The following is a 16065-nucleotide window of genomic DNA, read 5'->3' as shown; positions in this document are numbered from 1 at the left end:
TGTCCGTCCGGTTTGTCAGTGGTGCGCCCATAAGGCCGACAACAGTACCCGAACAGGCCGGGTACCCCGCAGGCCGGCGCCTGCGGGGTACCCGGTCCCCACGGGATTCAGGTGGTCGTGCGCACGGCTCAGGAGAGCTTGTACGTCGTCATCTGGTGAATGCCGTTGTCGATGGAGAGGACCCCGCCGCCGAGCAGCCCGGCCGCCCGGTTGACGCCGAGGGCGTCGAAGTTGAGCGAGACCATCTCCTCCTTGCCGTCGCCGTCCAGGTCGGCGGCGAGGTAGTTGCGGCCGCCGCGCGCGGTGGCGGAGCCGATCGAGGAGTGGAAGGCGTCCCCGTCACCGACGATCGCCGGGTCGTAGGCGGCGAGTCCGCCCTCGACGCCGCCGACCAGCAGCTTCCTGCCGTCGGGGCCGGTGATGAACTGCGCGGTGCGCAGCGGTGCGACGACGGAGGTCCACCGGTCGTCGCCGCCCGCCAGGTACTGGCGCAGCACGCCGAAGCCCATCTCCTGGAGGCCGTCGCCGTCCTCGCCGGTGAAGAAGTCGCCGTGCGACCAGGGGCCGCCGGCGACCTTCTGGTGCAGCACCTCGCCGGTGCGGCCGTCGCGGATCTCGGTGACCGACATCGGGCTGACCAGGTCGGTGCCGCCGTCGATGCCGCCGGGGACGGCCGAGATCAGCCAGGTGTAGACCACGGCGTGGCCGTCGGCGTACGGGATCTTCGGCGAGGCGTAGACCGCGTGGTCGAGCAGCGCGCCGTGCAGCTTGCCGTCGACGGCCTCGGCGGGCGCCTTCGGGTCGGCCTGCCAGAGCAGGGCGCCCTTGGCGGCGTCCAGGGCGACGCCGTTCTGCACGGAGTCGGTCTGGTTCATGGCGCCGACGCCCGAGTACTGGGCGAACACCTTGCCCTCGGAGACCACCGCGTCGGAGAAGACCACGTCGCCGGAGCCGGCCGGGGCGCTGTACGTCCACAGCGGGGTGCCGTCGCCCCTGTAGGCGCGCAGCGCGTCGGTCGGGACGAGGATCTCCTGCTTGCCGTCGCCGTCCAGGTCGGCCAGCGTGACCGAGCGGACGAACTTCCCGCCGCCGTCGACGGTGGTCAGCACCTTGCCGGTGCGGCCGTCGAGCACGACGGTCGCGGTGTCGGCGGCGACCACCACCTCGGGCTTGCCGTCGCCGTTGACGTCGCCGGTGGCGACGGCGTGCACCTCGCCGGGGACGGTGGCCCGCCACAGCTGCTTCGGGGCGCCGGTGAGCAGCGAGGGCCCGGACCAGGCCCAGACGCCGTCGGAGCTGCCGCCCGCGACGACGTCCTGCTTGCCGTCGCCGTCGAGGTCGGTGGCGGCGGCGTAGTCGAGGTCGCCCTGCAGCGGGGTGAGGCTCTTCTGCTTGCCGTTGCCGAGGTTGTAGGCGTGGATGTTCTGCTGCTGGTCGACGGTGCGCACCACGCCGCCGTCGACCTGCTGGAAGCGCGGCGAGGCGCTGGTCCCGGCGGTGCTCCAGCGGACCTTGCCGTTGCCGTTGTACGCGGTGAGCGTGCCGTAGCGCAGGCCGGAGACGTTGACGGCGTTCTCGGTGTCGGTGCCGTCCTGGGCGCTGGCGTAGAGCGTGCCGTCGACGACGTCGAGCTGCCAGGCGCTGGGGCCGTCGCCGCCCTCGGAGGTCCGCTTGGTGGTGGAGGTCCACTGGACGGTGGAGCCGTCGGCGCCGTCCAGGGCCCGCAGGGTGCTGGAGTTGACGTACAGGCTGGTGTCGAAGGTGGACTCGCTGACCACGTACTCGGCACCGGCCGCCTTGCCGATGTCGCCGATGGTCAGGGCGGTGGCCATCGCGTTGACCCGGGTGTCGAGCACCTTCCGGGCGCCGGTGCCCAGGTCGTAGGCGACCAGCGAGTAGCTCACGGCCTCGAAGTGGTCGGGCTGCTCGACGGCGACGAGCCGGTTGCGCGCGGCGTCCAGTTGCAGTTGGCGGCCGAGCTGGTCGCCGTCGGTCTGCCAGCCGAGCGAGCCGTCGGCCGTGTTCAGCACGAAGGTCGTGGTGCGGGCGGGCGCGGTGGCGGTCCCGCGCCGGTCGAAGGAGACCGCGACCTTGCCGCCGCCGAGCGCGACCAGGTCGCCCCAGGCGGCCTCGCCGCTCGCCTTGCTGACGCCGGTGTCGTACGTCCAGGTCTTGGCGGGGGTGAGCCTGCCGTCGGCGTGGTCGAACCGGATGCCGGTGAGGGTGGCGGTGGCGGTGCGGGCCGCGCTGGTGTTGTTGCTGGGTGCGTCGGAGACCAGCAGGGTGCCGTCGACGATCCGGACGACGGTGGCGGTGGCGTACAGCTTGGACCACAGGGTCTTGCCGGTGGCGCCGTCCAGGACGGTGACGAAGGAGCCGTAGGTCAGCGCGGAGCCGGGCGAGGTGATCGGCCGGTAGGGCGCTTCGCCGACGGTCGCGGAGACCACCAGGTCGGGCACGCCGTCGCCGGTGAGGTCGCCGGTGTCGTAGCCCTGGCGGGAGTCCGAGCCGAACGGGTCGAGCGGGTTGTAGCCGAGCGGGATGCGCGCCGGGTACGGCTCGGTGTCCCACGGGCGCAGCGGCTTGGCCTGCCAGTCGGCGTAGAGCGAGGCGTTGGTGCGGGCCCAGGCGGTGGAGCCGTCGGCCTTGTGCAGTTGGACGTTGCCGAGGCTGTGCAGGGTGAAGTAGCTGCCGTCGGAGCCCGCCGGGACGGTCTTGGCCAGGCCGCGCACGCCCTCCAGGGTGGAGGCGGCCGTGAAGGTGACCGGCGCGTGGGCGTCCAGGTGGCTGCCGCTGCCGCCGGTGCCGCCCGTGGGAGCGCTGTCGGCGCCGTCGGTGGCGGCGGCCTGCGGGTACAGGTCGGCGTTCAGCCGGGTGCTGATGTCCTGGGCCTGGCGGTCGGTCAGCTTGACGACGCCGTCCGTCCCGGCAGTGGAGTCGGCGGCCAGCGCGTACGGGGCGGCGGTCAGGGCCAGGCCCGCGGCGACCAGGCCGGAGGCGAGCCGGAGGGCTCTGCGGTGGGTGGTCATCACTTGGCTCCCTGGGTGAAGCGGATCGCCGAGCCGTTGGTCAGGACGGCCTGGTTGAACGAGTACTGGAGGGCGTCGGTCCCGGCCTGGTTCTCCAGGCCGACGGTGGCGCCGGAGCCGGCCCCGGGCACGGTCTGGTACTGGAAGGTGATGGCGCCGGTGGCCTCGTCGAACAGCACCTCGAAGGTGACCCGCTTCGAACTGTCGGAGACCAGCGGCACGTTGTTCCACACGACGGCGAAGGTGCGCTTGCCGGTGGTGCCGGTGGTGGCGGTGGTGACGGTGGCCTTCTTGTCGAGCGTCAGGTCGTCCCAGAACGGAGCGACGACGCCGTTCGGCTTGTAGGCGGTGGGCAGCGCGGTGTTGGCGTAGTCGCCGATCCGCGGCTCCAGGAAGTCGACCAGGCCGTTGGTGGTGACCGCGGCACTGGTGTACTTCACGCCGTAGTACGTCACCGGGAAGGGCAGGGCGACGGTCTTGGCGTCCTCGTCGCCGCTGAGCGCGACCTTGTTGACGCCGTTGACCCAGTTGTACGCGGTCGGGGCGCAGCTGGTGCCGGAGTTGTCGGTCCGGGCCGGGGTCTGCACGGTCTTCTCGACGTCTGCGGCGACGGCCAGCGGGCCGGTGAACACGCCGTTGCAGAGCACGGGTTGGGCGGGCTTGACGGTCAGCGTGTAGCTGCCCTCGGCGACCTTGCCGAGGTTGTACGAGCCGTCCTTGCCGGAGACCACGGAGGCGACGGGGGTGCCGGTGAGCTCGACGACGGCGCCCGCGAGCGGCTTGCCGGTGACGTCCAGCACGGTGCCGGTGACGGTGTGGCTCGCGACGGCGGTCATCGCCAGCGGGACGGTCTGCGGCTGCCCGGCGGCAACCACCAGGCCCTTGACCTCGAGGTTCGCGTAGCCGTAGCCGGAGGCGGTGACGCTGTAGCTGCCGGGGGCCAGCGCGAGGCGGTAGGAGCCGTCGGGGGCGGTGGTGACGGTGCGGGTGCCGGTGGCGTCCGAGCTGATCCTGACGGTGATGCCCGCGAGCGGGGCGCCGGTCGCCTTGTCGGTGGCCTTGCCGGTGATGTCCACGGCGGTGTGCGGGGCCAGGTCGACGGACTTGAGGATGTCGAGCCTGCCCTCGCCCCACACGTTGTTCATGCCCGCGGTGCCGCCGCAGTGGGTGTCGTCGACGTCCCGGGCGCCCTGGTCGAGCAGCGCGCGGGTGCCGTCGATGTCGCCGATCAGGCTCGGCGCGGCCGACCACAGCAGTGCGGCCGCACCGGCCACGTGCGGGGTCGCCATCGAGGTGCCGGACTCCACCATGTACGCCGAACCCGGCCAGGTGGAGCGGACGTTGACGCCGGGGGCGGAGATGTTCGGCTTGGCCGAGCCGTCCACCAGGGACGGGCCGAAGCCGGAGAAGGAGGCGATCTTGCCGTTCACGTCGTACGCGCCGACGCCGTAGGACGGGGCCTGCGAGCCGGGGGCGTGCGCGGTGGAGCAGGTGGCGCCGTCGCCGTCGTTGCCGGCCGCGAAGGCCTCGAAGATGCCCGCGGAGTTCCAGGCCTCGACGATGTCCTGGTAGAAGGTGGTGTCGCCGCCGCCCCAGGAGTTGTTGACGATGTTCGGCGCCAGGTCGGGGCGCGGGTTGTTGCCGTTGTGGTCGGTCGGCGCCAGGATCCACTGGCCGGCCTTCAGCAGGTACTCGTCCGAGCACTGCGAGGACTCGCAGCCCTTGGCGGCGATCCACTTGGCGTTCGGGGCGACGCCGACGCCGTTCTTGCCGACCATGGTGCCCATGGTGTGGGTGCCGTGGCCGTTGTTGTCGCACGGGGTGCTGGGGGTGGCGCAGTTCCCGGTCGGGTCGTAGAAGTTGTAGTCGTTGGTGAAGGTGCCGTCACCGTTGTTGCCGCGGTAGTTGGCGACCAGGTCCGGGTGGTCGTACTGCACGCCGGAGTCGACGTTGGCGATCACGACGCCCTCGCCGCGCGCGTCGTACCGCGACCACACCTGGTCGGCCTCGATGTCCTTCACGCCCCACTCGGGCGTGCCGTCGCCCGCGTCGGTGGTGGCGGCGGCGGACGCCTGCACGTCGTCTATGTGGTAGGTCTGCGCCTTGACGATCTTCCGCACGTCGTCGCGCTCGGCCAGTTTCGCGATCAGCTTCGCGTCGCCGGTGACCTGGACGGCGTTGGCGATCCAGTAGTCCTGGTGGCCGACCTTCCGCTCGTCCAGGAACTTCTTCAGGGCGCCCTGGCTGCGCTGCGCGGTGTCCTGCAGCTCCCGGTAGGCGGCCCCGGCCCGCTCGGCGTGCGAGCCCTTGCCCTTGGACGTGCTCAGGTCGGCGCGGTCCTTCAGCACCACGAAGAAGGTGGCGTCCTGACCCCCCGCCACCGCGCTGGTCAGGGTCGGGTCCACCTGGACGGTGGCGGAGCCGGACGGGGCGGGTGCGGCGGCGACCGCCGCGGGCAGCGGCGAAGCGGTCAGGCCGGCCGTCACGGCCAGTGCGGCAGTGGCCCAGAGAGCCGTTCTGCGCCGGTTCTGTCGGGGCAGGTGCATGAGGGGGAGTCCTCCAGGGAGGGAGCAGGATTCCCCGAAGGTAGGGAGCGGCCGTTACTGCGGAATTACAGGCTCCGCGGCCGCCGCCCGCGGGCGTTGATCCGTTGTTGATCGGGCTGCGCCAGCATGGCCGCACACCGGGCCGGGGCAGCGTCGCCGACCGGCCGCCAGTCTCGCACCGGTCCCGCCGCACGGGCCGCCGAACCACGAGTGGGGCCCACCGCCATGCACCCGATCCGACTTCCCGCCGCCGCGGGCCTGGCCGCCGCCCTGGGCCTCGCCCTCACCGCCTGCGCCGGCGCCCCCGACCCGGCCGCCGCCCCCGCCGTACCGGCCGCCGTCCCGCACCCGCCCGCCACCACGGCCGCCGCGGTGATCCCGGTGGAGGCGGTCCGCGACGGCAGCGGCCGGTGCACCGCCGACGACCTGCGGGCCACCGTCACCGCCCCGCCCGGCGAACGCGCCGTCGAGCGGATCGAACTGACCAACCTCGGCCCGGAGCCCTGCACCATGACCGGCTACCCCGTCGTCGACCTGCTGAGCGACACCGCGACCTGGACGCTGCCCCGACGCCCCGACGCCGCCGTGCGCACCGTCACCCTGCCGCCCGGCGGCACCGCGCACGTGGCCATCGACTACCCGCGCCACGAGGGCGGCGGCCAGGGCGAGTTCAAGGTCACCGGGATCGCGCTGACCCCGCCCGGCGGCACCGGCCGCCTCACCTTCCACTGGGAGGGCGCCAACCCCCGTACCGGCGAGGGCACTTACGTCCGCCCGGTGGCGCCCTGAGCCTCAGCCCGCCGGGGCCGGCGAAGGCGACGGCTGCGACGGCTGCGTCGGCTGTGACGGCGGGGCCGGTTGCGGCTGCGGGGCCGGCTCGGGCCGGGCGTCCGGGTCGGGGCGGACGGCGCCCAGGACGGGGAGCATGGCGACGGGGGCGAGTTTGACCACGGTGCCGGTGTGCGGGGCGTGGACGACGGTGCCACCGCCCAGGTAGAGGGCGACGTGGCTGGCGTCGCCGTGGTAGACGACCAGGTCGCCGGGGCGCAGGTCGCGCAGGGCGACGTGGCGCAGGCCGGCCCACTGCTGCTGGCTGGTGCGCGGGATCGGCACCCCGGCCGCCTGCCAGGCCTGCGAGGTGAGGCCGGAGCAGTCGAAGGCGTCCGGTCCGGTGCCGCCCCACAGGTACGGTTTGCCGCGCTGGGCGAGCGCGAAGTCGATGGCCCGGCGCCCGGCCGCGGACGCCCCGCCGCCGGGGCCCACGGCGAGCAGTTGCCGGGCGGCGCCGTCGGCGAGGGCGCTCTCGCGCTGCTCCAGCAGCCCGATCTGCTCGGCGGTGGCGCCGGCGAGCAGCCGCTCGGTGCGGGTGGCGCCCTCCTTGGCCCGCTCCAGGGAGCGCTGGGCCTCGGCGGCGGCGTCGGACGCCGCCTTCTCGGCCTGCGCGGCCTGTTCGGAGAACAGCACCATCCGGTTGCGGGCCTCGCGCAGGTCGCGCAGGACGGTAGCCGCGCTGCGCGAGTCGGACGCGGCGCGCTGCTGCCGGTCGAGGAAGTCCTCGGGCCCGTCGGAGAGGAACAGCCGGGCCAGGGTGCCGAGCCCGCCGCTGCGGTACTGCTCGGAGACCAGCCGGGCGGCCTCCGATTCGGCGTCCGCGAGCCGGCCGCGCTGCTCGGCGGCCTGCCGGGCGGCGTCCGCCGAGAGCTGCCGGCGCCGCGCCAACTCCCCTGTCACGGCGGTGTAGTTCTGCTCGGCCGCTTCGGCGGCGTGCCGGGCGCTCTCGACCTCCTCGGCCAGCCGGTCGAACGCGGAGTCCGCCCCGGCGGGGGGTGCCGGCGCGGGGTCGGCGCCGGCCGGGACCGCCGGTACCAGCAGGAGAGTCGTCACCAGCAGGGCTGCGGCCCGCCAGGATCGGGGTGTACCACGGGACACCGCTGTCCACCGTCCTCGGTCTGATGATCGGAACCACGGACACTCTGGCACCCGCCCCCGCCCGCCCCGGGGACCTCGTCCCCGGGGAGCCCCACACTCACCCGCCCGGCCCAGCCGGGCCCCGCCCCGCGTCGGCGCCCCGCCGTGCGGCCTGTCGGCGGTCCGGGAACCGGGCGGGTGCGGCAGGGTGGAGGGCATGAGCGCATCGGAGGGAACGGAGTACGCCGTCAGTTCGGAGTTCTACGACCTGTTGCAGGCGGAGCCCGACCGGCGGCGGGCACAGCGGTGGTTCGCCGGGGCGGCGGGCCGGGCCCGGCACGGGATCGTCGACTTCGGCGCGGGCACCGGGATCGTCACCCAGGTGCTCCTGGAGTCCTCGGGCGTGCCGGTGCACGCCGTCGAGCCCGCGGCGGCCATGCGGACGGTGCTGATGTCCCGGGCGGCGGCGCTCGGCGCGGACCGGCGGGCCCGGTTGACGGTCCACCCGGGCCGGGCCGAGGACGCCGGGCTGGACGCGGTCGCCGACCTGGCGGTGGCCGCCAACGTGGTCGGCTGCGTGGAACCGGCGGCCCGGCGCGCCCTGTTGCGGGCGGCGGCCCGGGCCCTGGCGCCCGGCGGGGTGCTGCTGTTCGACCCGCCGCCGGTCGGACTCCCGGACGCGGCCGAGGACTTGACCGGTTTCGGCCCGGTCCGGATGGGCTCGGACAGCTACCGGGCGGACGTCACCCGGGTGCCCGACCGGGGGGTGCTGCGGATGGTCTTCGACTACCGGGTGGAGCGCGCGGGCCGGTCGGTGCGCGGCGCCCGGGAGGAGTTCCCGATGTGGCCGGCCGAGCCCGAGGTGCTGGTGGAGGAGATCACCCAGGCGGGCCTCGAACTCGTCGCGGCCCCGCACCCGGACCTGCTGGCAGCCCGCCGCCCGTCCCGCTGAGCCCCGGATCTGCGACAATCGACCGATGTTGACGATGGGTTCGGTGGTGCTGGGCGTGGCGGACGTGCCACGGGCGGTGGCGTTCTGGACGGCCGCCCTGGGGTACGTCCCGCGCGGGGACGGCGACGAGCGGTGGGCGGTGCTGCTGCCGCCGCACGAGGGCGGGGTGCAACTGGCGCTGGGCTTCAGCGAGAGCCCGGTCCAGGAGCGCCCCCGGGTGCACCTGGACCTGTACGCCGCGGACGCTGCCGACCAGGCGGCCGAGGTGGAGCGGCTGGTGGCGCTGGGGGCCCGGCGGGTGGACTGGGACAGCTACCCGCCGGACCCGGACTTCGTGGTGCTGGCCGATCCGGACGGCAACCGCTTCTGCGTGATCGACACCGCGCACGGCTGACGCCCCGCCGGGAGCCCCGCCGGGGCGCCGACGTGGGACGGAACTTCCGCGCCGCGCCGCCGAGGGGCATGTCCGGCGGCCCTCGGGGTAGCCGCTCGGCGTCGCGGACGGCAGGGTGCCGTCCGGGGCGAGAGGGGACGTGGACCATGACGCAGAAGATCGTGAGCGGGTACGACGGCTCCCCGCGGGCACGGGCCGCGACGCGCTGGGCGGCCGCGGAGGCCACCCGGCGCGGTGCGGAGCTGACACTGCTGCGGGTCTGGCCCCGGTTGGGGCCGGCGGACCCGGAGGGGCCGGGCGCCGACCCGGTCCAGCAGGCCGAGCACGACGACCTGGAGGCCCTCGCGGCGGACCTGCTCGCCGCGCACCCGGACTTGGCGGTGGCCACCCAGGCCGCCGCGGGCGACCCGGCCGACCTGCTGGTCGAGGCCGCCGCCGACTACGACCTGGCGGTGCTCGGCTCGTACGGCCAGGGCGCCGTCGCCGACCTGCTGGGCAGCTCGGTGGCCCTCTCGGTCGCCGCGCGCGCCGCCTGCCCGGTGGTGCTGGTGCGGGAAGAGCCCGCCGACCAGGACGCGCGGCTCGTCGAGGAGGACGCCCCGCTCACGGCGGAAGCGGCGGCCCAGGCGCCGGTGCCGGTACCGGCCGGGCTTCCGATCGAATCCCCCCTGGACCCCCCGGTCCGGGACGACGCCCGGCTCGCGACGGCGCCGGCCGCGGCGGGCTCGCCGCTCACGGCGGCCGTCCGGCCGCCGGCCGCCGAGCCGGGGTCGACTCCCGGGATCCCGGCCGGGCCGGAGATCGTGGTGGGCCTGGCGGGCGACTCCTCGCTGCCCGCCGTCGAGTTCGCGCTCGCCGAGGCGGCCCGCTCGGGCGGCCGGGTGCGCGCGGTGCACGGCTGGGAGATGGTGCCGCTGTGGGCGGCCACGCCCGGCTGGCTGCCCACTGACCCCGACGCCGACCACCAGGCCGAGCGGATCGAGGCCGACCTGGACCGCCTGCTGGCCCCCGCCCGGGCCGCCCATCCGGGCGTCGAACTGCGCGTCGAGGCGGGCCTCGGCGGCGCCACCGGCGCGCTGCTCGCCGCCGCCGAGCACGCCGACCTGCTGGTGATCGGCCGCCACCCGCACCTGTTCGGCAACCGCCTCGGCCCGGTCGTCCACGCGGCCGTCCGGCACAGCACCGCCCCCGTGGTCCTGGTCCCGCACGACTGAGCCGGGGCCGCCCGGCTCTCTCCCCCGCCCGCCCGGAAGCGCGTCCCACCGCCCCGGGCGGGCGGAGCCGTCCTGCTCTGCGCACCCGCCGCCCGCCCTCCGCCCGCGCGACTCCCCCGAGTTCGCCGCCTCGCCGCCTCGCCGCCTCGCCGCCTCGCCGCCTCGCCGCTGACCGTGCTGCGGTGATGCGCGGGCTGCTGCTGATCTCCTCGGCCGGCGGGCACGACCCGGCCGCCGAGCGGGAGACCGTCCGCGGGCGGTTGCTCCTGCTGTTCCGATCGATCGGCCGAGGACGCCCGCTGGTCCATTCGGATGCGAACGGGCCGGCGGGAGTAACCTCCCGCCGACCGGCTGCCGACACCCTGGACATGACCTCTTCCTCTTCTCCGCGGTGCCGCAAGGGGCTGGCCGTGCTGGCCGCCGCCGTCTGCGCGGCGGGTGCGACGGGCCTGGCGCCCGCGTACGCGTCCGACGTCCGGGAGCCCGCGGCCGACGCGCCGTGGGTGGTGTCGCTGGGCGACAGCTTCATCTCCGGCGAGGCCGGCCGCTGGGCCGGCAACAGCAACGAGTCGGAGGACGGCTGGTCCCGCACCGACCGGGCGTACGACCCGGAGACCGACGAGAGCGACCCGAAGCGCGTCTACGGCGCCTCGTACGACAGCGGCTGCAACCGCTCCGACGTCGCCGAGGTGCAGTCCCTCACGCTGGCCGTCCGCAAGCTCAACCTGGCCTGCTCGGGCGCGACTTCGACGGCCGTCAAGCTGCCGGAGCACGGCGGGGAGCCGTTCAAGGGCGAGCCCTCGCAGGCCGGGCGGCTGCAGCAGGCGGTGACCGGGCAGCAGGTGCGCGCCGTGGTGGTGTCGATCGGCGGCAACGACCTCGGGTTCTCCGACATCATCACCGACTGCACGAAGCAGTTCCTCAAGCCCTTCGGCGGCTCCCCGTGCGCGCCCGACGCCGGGCAGCAGGTCAAGGAGCGGCTGCCCGGGGTGCGGACGGCCGTGGTCGAGACGCTCGCCGACGTGAGGACCGCCCTGGAGCGGTCCGGCCACGCGGCCGGCTCCTACCGGCTGGTCCTGCAGTCCTACCCGTCCCCGCTGCCCGACGCGGGCCGGGTCCGCTACCCCGGGGAGAAGTACGACCGCTTCACCCAGGGCGGCTGCCCGTTCTACGACCGGGACCTCACCTGGGCGCACGACGACCTCGTCCCGCAGATCAGCGCCACCCTCGCCGAGGCCGCGCACGAGGCCGGGGCCGAGTTCCTCGACCTGTCGCGGGCCTTCGAAGGCCGCGAGGTCTGCTCCACCACCACCCGGCACGCCGACCTCGCGCACCCGCCCAGCGGCAAGACCAGCGAGTGGATGCGCTTCCTGACCACCGGCGCCGGGCAGGGTCAGCTCCAGGAGTCGCTGCACCCCGACCGCTACGGCCAGCAGGCCCTCGGCACCTGCCTGAGCCTCCAGTTGGAGCAGCCCACCGCCGACCGCCGCTGCCTCAACACCCCAGGGCGCGGGCCGGCCGCGATGGAGCTGGCGGCGATCGGCTGACCGGGGCCTCCCGGGCCAGGTGGAGATGTCGCAATCCGCACCGGCCCCGGAGGCCCTCACGCGTTCAAGAACCCAGCACGCGTGTCACCGACGTCCCGGGACAACGCACCTGGTCCGGGGCGGCGGCGGGTGACTCGTCGGCGAGCCGGTTGCTGCGGGTGATCTGCGGCATGTGCGTCTCGGCCCAGTCCCGCAGGGCGGAGAGCGGTCCTTCGAGGGAGAGGCCGAGTTCGGTGAGCCGGTAGTGGACGGCGGGCGGCACGGTGGGTTCCACCCGGCGGGCGGCCAGGCCGTCGCGGACCAGGCTCTGCAGGGTGACGGACAGCATCTTCTGCGAGATGCCCGGGACGCGGCGCCGCAGTTCCGCGAAGCGGAGTTCGCCGGGGGCCTCCTCGGCCAGCACCTTGACCGCGATCGACGTCCACTTGGTGCCGACGCGGTCGAGCAGTTGGCGGGTCGGGCAGAGCGGGTCCAGCAGGTCGCCGCGCTCACCGGGCCGCCGCCGGTCTCGTCCGCCGGGCCTCGACGTGGTCACCCGGAGCTCACCACCTGAAGGGAGAGTGCCGTCTTGGAGCGGCCAGCATAGTTCCCTAGCGTGACCTGGTCACCATTCCCCACCATCTCCCTGGAGTGCCCGGTGCCCGAACTGCGACGCGTCCTCGCCAACGGTGTCGAACTGAACGTGGCCCTCGCCGGGTCCGGTCCGGCCGTCCTGCTGCTGCACGGCTTCCCGCACACCTGGGAGCTGTGGACGGATGTCATGGCCGACCTGTCCGACCGCTACCGCGTCATCGCGCCGGACCTGCGCGGGTTCGGCGCGAGCGGCCGGGCCGCCTCCGGGTACGACGCGGGCACCCTGGCCGAGGACGCCGCGGCGCTCCTCGCCGCGCTCGGCGTGGACTCGGCCGCGGTGGTGGGCATCGACGCGGGCACCCCGCCGGCCTTCCTGCTCGCCCTGCGCCGCCCCGGTCTCGTCCGGCGCCTGGTGGTCATGGAGTCCCTCCTGGGCGGGCTGCCCGGTGCCGAGGACTTCCTCGCCGGCGGCCCGCCGTGGTGGTTCGGCTTCCACTCCGCCGCGCCCGGCCTCGCCGAGACCGTGCTGGAGGGCCACGAGGCCGCCTACGTCGACTGGTTCCTGGACGCCGGCACGCTGGGGGACGGGGTGCGCCCCGCCCTGCGGGACGCCTTCGTCCGCGCGTACACCGGCCGGCCGGCGCTGGGCCGCGCGTTCTCGTACTACCGGGCGCTGCCCGAGAGCGCGGCGCAGATCGAGCGGGAGGTCGCCGCCGCCCGTCTGACGGTGCCGACGATGGCGGTGGGCGCCCGACCGGTCGGGGCCGCGCTGGAACGCCAACTCCGCCCGTTCACCGACGACCTCACCGGGCACGTCATCGAGGACTGCGGCCACATCGTCCCGCTGCACCGGCCGCGCGCCCTGCTCGCGCTGCTGCGCCCGTTCCTGGCCGGCGGGGACGCCCGGGCGGCGTGACCGGGGCGGCGGCTCCGAACCCCGCCTTCCCGCACCTCACCCCGTCCGGCTTCGGCCCGAGCGACCTGCTCGGCGCGTACAAGCTGCCCGCGAACGGCGGCGCGGGCACCACCATCGCCCCCAACGCCCACATCGTGCTGGTCGAGGCCGGCAGCGCGACCATGGCCGACCTCGGCGCCTCGGTGAACACCGCGGTCAGCCTCGGCGCCAAGTACGTCTCCAACAGCTACGGCGGAAGCGAGTCCTCCGCCGGATCCAGCCCGGCGTCCTTCCCGTACGCCCGCACCAGCGCGCTGTTCGACGTCACCACCGGCTCCAACGGCTCCTGCTCCCCCGCCTGCCTCTGCAAGGCGGGCACCGGCCACGACGGCCCGACCGGTCTCGGCACCCCCAACGGCACCACCGCCTTCAAGGGCTGACGCCGCGCCGGCCGGGGAGGCCGCCACGCCGTCCGCGTGGCGGCCTCCGCCGCCGCCCGGCTCAGACCTGCCGGAGCGTCACGGCGTGCTCCGAGCGGACCAGCCGCAGCATCGGGCAGCGCGCGTCGGCGGCGGCCAGCAGCCCGGCCAGGGTCTCCGCCGGCACGTCGCCGCGCAGCTCCACGGTGGCCGTCAAGTCGTACGGGACGGCGGGCGCGTCGGTCGGGACGCCGAAGAAGCGGGCGTCGTTGTTGCGGGCCCGGACCTGCACCTCGGCCCGGTCCAGCGGGACGTCCTCCAGCGCGGCGATGCACAGCAGGGTGTGCGTCAGGCAGGTGCTGACCACCGCGCACAGCAACTCCGGCGAGGTGGGCCCCAGCCCGAACCCGCCGATGTCCGGGCCGCCGTCCCCGAGGAACGACCACTCCCCCACCCGCACCTTGCGCACCCCGGTCGCGTCGTCGGCCACGCAGACCGCGCTGACCTCCTCGTCCCAGTCCGCGCCGGCCGGCCGGCGCCGGGCGGCGTCCCGCATCGCCGCACCCTTGTCCTTCAAGTGCTGCGCCAGGCCCGGCCGTTGGACTGCGGGCGTGATCTCGGATGTGTTCGTCATGGCCGGTAGCGTACGGACCGCGCCGCCGGCCGGCCGAACTCCACCGGCGTCTTCGGCTCCACGGAGGATTCCTCCGTCCGGGGTCTGGGCATGCGCGGCGCATGACCATCCCGGATCCCGTCGTTCCCGACCGACCCCTCGCCGTGGTGACCGGTGCGTCCAGCGGCATCGGCTACGAGCTGGCCCGGCAGTTCGCCCGGCACGGCTACGACTTGCTGGTGAACGCCGAGGACGACCGGCTGTCCACCGCCGCCGACCGGCTGCGCGCCACCGGCGCGTCCGTCCAGGCCGTCCGGGCCGACCTGCGCGACCGCAGCGGGGTGGAGGCCCTCTGCGCGGCGATCACCGCCACCGGCCGCCCCGTCGCGGCCGCCGCGCTCAACGCGGGCATCGGCCGCGGCGGCGCGTTCCTCGACACCGACGTCGACGACGAGGTGGACATCGTCGACCTCAACGTCACCGCGACCGTCCGCCTGGCGAAGTACCTGCTCAGGGGCATGGCGGCGCGCGGCGAGGGCCGGCTGCTGATCACCTCCTCCGTCGCGTCGATGACCCCGGGCCCGTTCCAGGCCGTCTACAACGCCTCGAAGTCCTTCCTGCAGTCGTTCGCCGAAGCCCTCGGCGGCGAGCTGAAGGACACCGGCGTCACCGTCACCTCGCTGATGCCGGGGCCGACCGAGACGGACTTCTTCCGGCGCGCGGACATGACCGACACCAGGATCGGCCGGCAGGACAAGGACGACCCGGCCCTGGTCGCCCGGCAGGGCTTCGACGCCCTCCTGGCGGGCAAGGGCAAGGTCGTCGCCGGCTCGGCGAAGACGAAGGCGCAGGGCCTGGTGAGCAAGGTGGTGCCCGACCGCCTCAAGGCCGGGGCCCACCGCAGGGTGGCCGAACCCGGCTCGGGCGGGGACGGGGGCGAGGACTGACATCCATAGGAGCATCCGGCGGACGCCGGGCGTCCCGCGCCCGGCCCGGGCGTTCTCCGGGTTCACGGGGAGATCCGAAAACACGTGGAGATTCCGTGATTTTTGTGTCGGTTGTGGGCAGGCGCGGTGCCAACGGGTCGGCCGGATCCCCGGCCCGCCCGTACGAGGTTCGACCGGGACAGCACACAGGAGGTCGTCATGACCGACACCGGAAACGTCCGCTCCCCCGGGAGCCCTCCGCAGCCTCCGCCGGGCGGGTCCCGCCCCGACGCGGGCCAGGGGAAGACGACCGTCGCCGACGGCGTCGTCGCGAAGATCGCGGGCAGGGCCGCGCGCGAGGTCGCGGGCGTCCACACGCTGGGGGGCGGAATGTCCCGGGCCTTGGGCGCGGTGCGCGACCGCGTCCCGGGTGGCGGGGGCGGCGACGTCACGCGCGGGGTGAAGGTCGAGGTGGGCGAGCGCCAGGCCGCCCTCGACCTGGAGGTCGTCGCCGAGTACGGCGTGCCCATCCCCGAGGTCGCGAAGGACGTGCGCGCGAGCGTCGTCGAGGCGGTGGAACGCCTGGTCGGCCTGGAGGTCGTCGAGGTGAACATCGCGGTCAAGGACGTCCACCTCCCCGGCGAGGACGACGAGGAGGACGAGGACGAAGGCCGCGAGAGCGGCACCGCCGGCGGGACCACCGGCCCCAGGCGGGTGGCCTGAGGAACCCGACCCGGCAGCGGCGCCCGCTGCTGGGAGAGGAGCGGGCGGGACGAGCACGGCCGCCGGGGGCGGTTCACCCCCCGGTCAGGTCCTCCAGGGCGGGCAGCACCTTGTCCAGCGTGACCGGTAGGTCCCGCACCCGCACGCCGCAGGCGTGCCAGACGGCGTTCGACACCGCGGCGGCCGTGCCGACGATGCCGATCTCCCCGATGCCCTTGGTCCCCATCGCGTTGACGTGGGGGTCGTGCTCGTCGAGCCAGTGGGCCTCGACCTCGGTGACGTCGGCGTTGGCCGTGATGTGGTAGTCGGCGAGGTCGTGGTTGACG

At 74.8% G+C, this 16065-nt stretch carries 14 protein-coding genes and 1 pseudogene; 9 read left to right on the top strand and 6 right to left on the bottom strand.

Translation table 11 applies throughout. The annotated features are described in order from the left end of the window. Positions 1–128 precede the first annotated feature (128 nt). Positions 129–3029: an FG-GAP-like repeat-containing protein gene (locus OO48_RS31345; RefSeq protein WP_033222469.1), complete on the bottom strand. Its 2901-nt coding sequence runs from the start codon at positions 3027–3029 to the stop codon at positions 129–131. Continuing rightward, entirely contained in the window at positions 3029–5575 is a 2547-nt protein-coding gene (locus OO48_RS31340; protein ID WP_033222468.1) for a S8 family serine peptidase, read from the bottom strand. The genes OO48_RS31345 and OO48_RS31340 overlap by 1 nt, the downstream gene beginning before the upstream one ends. A 225-nt stretch (positions 5576–5800) precedes the next feature. Here OO48_RS31340 and OO48_RS31335 point away from each other — a divergent pair, with 225 nt between their 5' ends. Further along, positions 5801–6364, top strand: a complete 564-nt coding sequence (locus OO48_RS31335; RefSeq protein WP_033222466.1) for a DUF4232 domain-containing protein — start codon at positions 5801–5803, stop codon at positions 6362–6364. A gap of 3 nt (positions 6365–6367) precedes the next feature. On the opposite strand, the gene OO48_RS40365 is transcribed toward OO48_RS31335, so the two are convergent. Next, entirely contained in the window at positions 6368–7459 is a 1092-nt protein-coding gene (locus tag OO48_RS40365; protein ID WP_051733226.1) for a C40 family peptidase, read from the bottom strand. A gap of 241 nt (positions 7460–7700) precedes the next feature. Here OO48_RS40365 and OO48_RS31325 point away from each other — a divergent pair, with 241 nt between their 5' ends. The 4 genes from OO48_RS31325 (at position 7701) to OO48_RS31310 (ending at position 11590) form a co-directional block, all read left to right on the top strand. Beyond that, positions 7701–8435, top strand: a complete 735-nt coding sequence (locus tag OO48_RS31325; protein ID WP_033222464.1) for a class I SAM-dependent methyltransferase — start codon at positions 7701–7703, stop codon at positions 8433–8435. Positions 8436–8460: 25 nt separating this feature from the next. Continuing rightward, on the top strand, positions 8461–8829 hold the full coding sequence (locus tag OO48_RS31320; protein ID WP_033222462.1) for a VOC family protein: 369 nt from the start codon (positions 8461–8463) through the stop codon (positions 8827–8829). 146 nt (positions 8830–8975) lie between these two features. Continuing rightward, positions 8976–10043, top strand: coding sequence for a universal stress protein (locus OO48_RS34670; protein ID WP_035816724.1), 1068 nt, complete (start codon positions 8976–8978; stop codon positions 10041–10043). Positions 10044–10411: 368 nt separating this feature from the next. Beyond that, positions 10412–11590: a GDSL-type esterase/lipase family protein gene (locus OO48_RS31310; protein WP_167346492.1), complete on the top strand. Its 1179-nt coding sequence runs from the start codon at positions 10412–10414 to the stop codon at positions 11588–11590. A 64-nt stretch (positions 11591–11654) separates the two neighbouring features. Here the strand turns inward: OO48_RS31310 and OO48_RS31305 are convergent, their stop codons facing one another. Continuing rightward, entirely contained in the window at positions 11655–12125 is a 471-nt protein-coding gene (locus tag OO48_RS31305) for a winged helix-turn-helix transcriptional regulator (RefSeq protein WP_051733224.1), read from the bottom strand. Between the two features lie 102 nt (positions 12126–12227). Between OO48_RS31305 and OO48_RS31300 the strand changes: the two genes are divergently transcribed. Both OO48_RS31300 and OO48_RS35560 read left to right on the top strand, forming a co-directional pair. Then, entirely contained in the window at positions 12228–13079 is an 852-nt protein-coding gene (locus OO48_RS31300) for an alpha/beta fold hydrolase (RefSeq protein ID WP_081952523.1), read from the top strand. Next, entirely contained in the window at positions 13076–13498 is a 423-nt protein-coding gene (locus tag OO48_RS35560) for a hypothetical protein (RefSeq protein ID WP_051733222.1), read from the top strand. The genes OO48_RS31300 and OO48_RS35560 overlap by 4 nt, the downstream gene beginning before the upstream one ends. Before the next feature lie 61 nt (positions 13499–13559). Here OO48_RS35560 and OO48_RS35555 read toward each other — a convergent pair whose 3' ends face one another. Beyond that, a complete protein-coding gene (locus OO48_RS35555; RefSeq protein WP_081952522.1) occupies positions 13560–14111 on the bottom strand; it encodes an OsmC family protein in 552 nt (183 codons plus the stop codon). Positions 14112–14212: 101 nt separating this feature from the next. Here OO48_RS35555 and OO48_RS31285 point away from each other — a divergent pair, with 101 nt between their 5' ends. Both OO48_RS31285 and OO48_RS31280 read left to right on the top strand, forming a co-directional pair. Beyond that, complete coding sequence (locus OO48_RS31285) at positions 14213–15037, top strand: SDR family NAD(P)-dependent oxidoreductase (protein ID WP_033222460.1); 825 nt, start codon at positions 14213–14215, stop codon at positions 15035–15037. Positions 15038–15235: 198 nt separating this feature from the next. After that, a complete protein-coding gene (locus OO48_RS31280) occupies positions 15236–15739 on the top strand; it encodes an Asp23/Gls24 family envelope stress response protein (RefSeq protein WP_051733219.1) in 504 nt (167 codons plus the stop codon). Between the two features lie 73 nt (positions 15740–15812). On the opposite strand, the pseudogene OO48_RS31275 reads toward OO48_RS31280, so the two are convergent. Continuing rightward, positions 15813–16065, bottom strand: a pseudogene (locus OO48_RS31275) (xanthine dehydrogenase family protein molybdopterin-binding subunit); the annotation flags it as partial.

Source organism: Kitasatospora phosalacinea, from assembly GCF_000716545.1.
Lineage (GTDB): Bacteria > Actinomycetota > Actinomycetes > Streptomycetales > Streptomycetaceae > Kitasatospora > Kitasatospora phosalacinea.
This window is presented reverse-complemented; position numbering and strand designations above follow the sequence as displayed.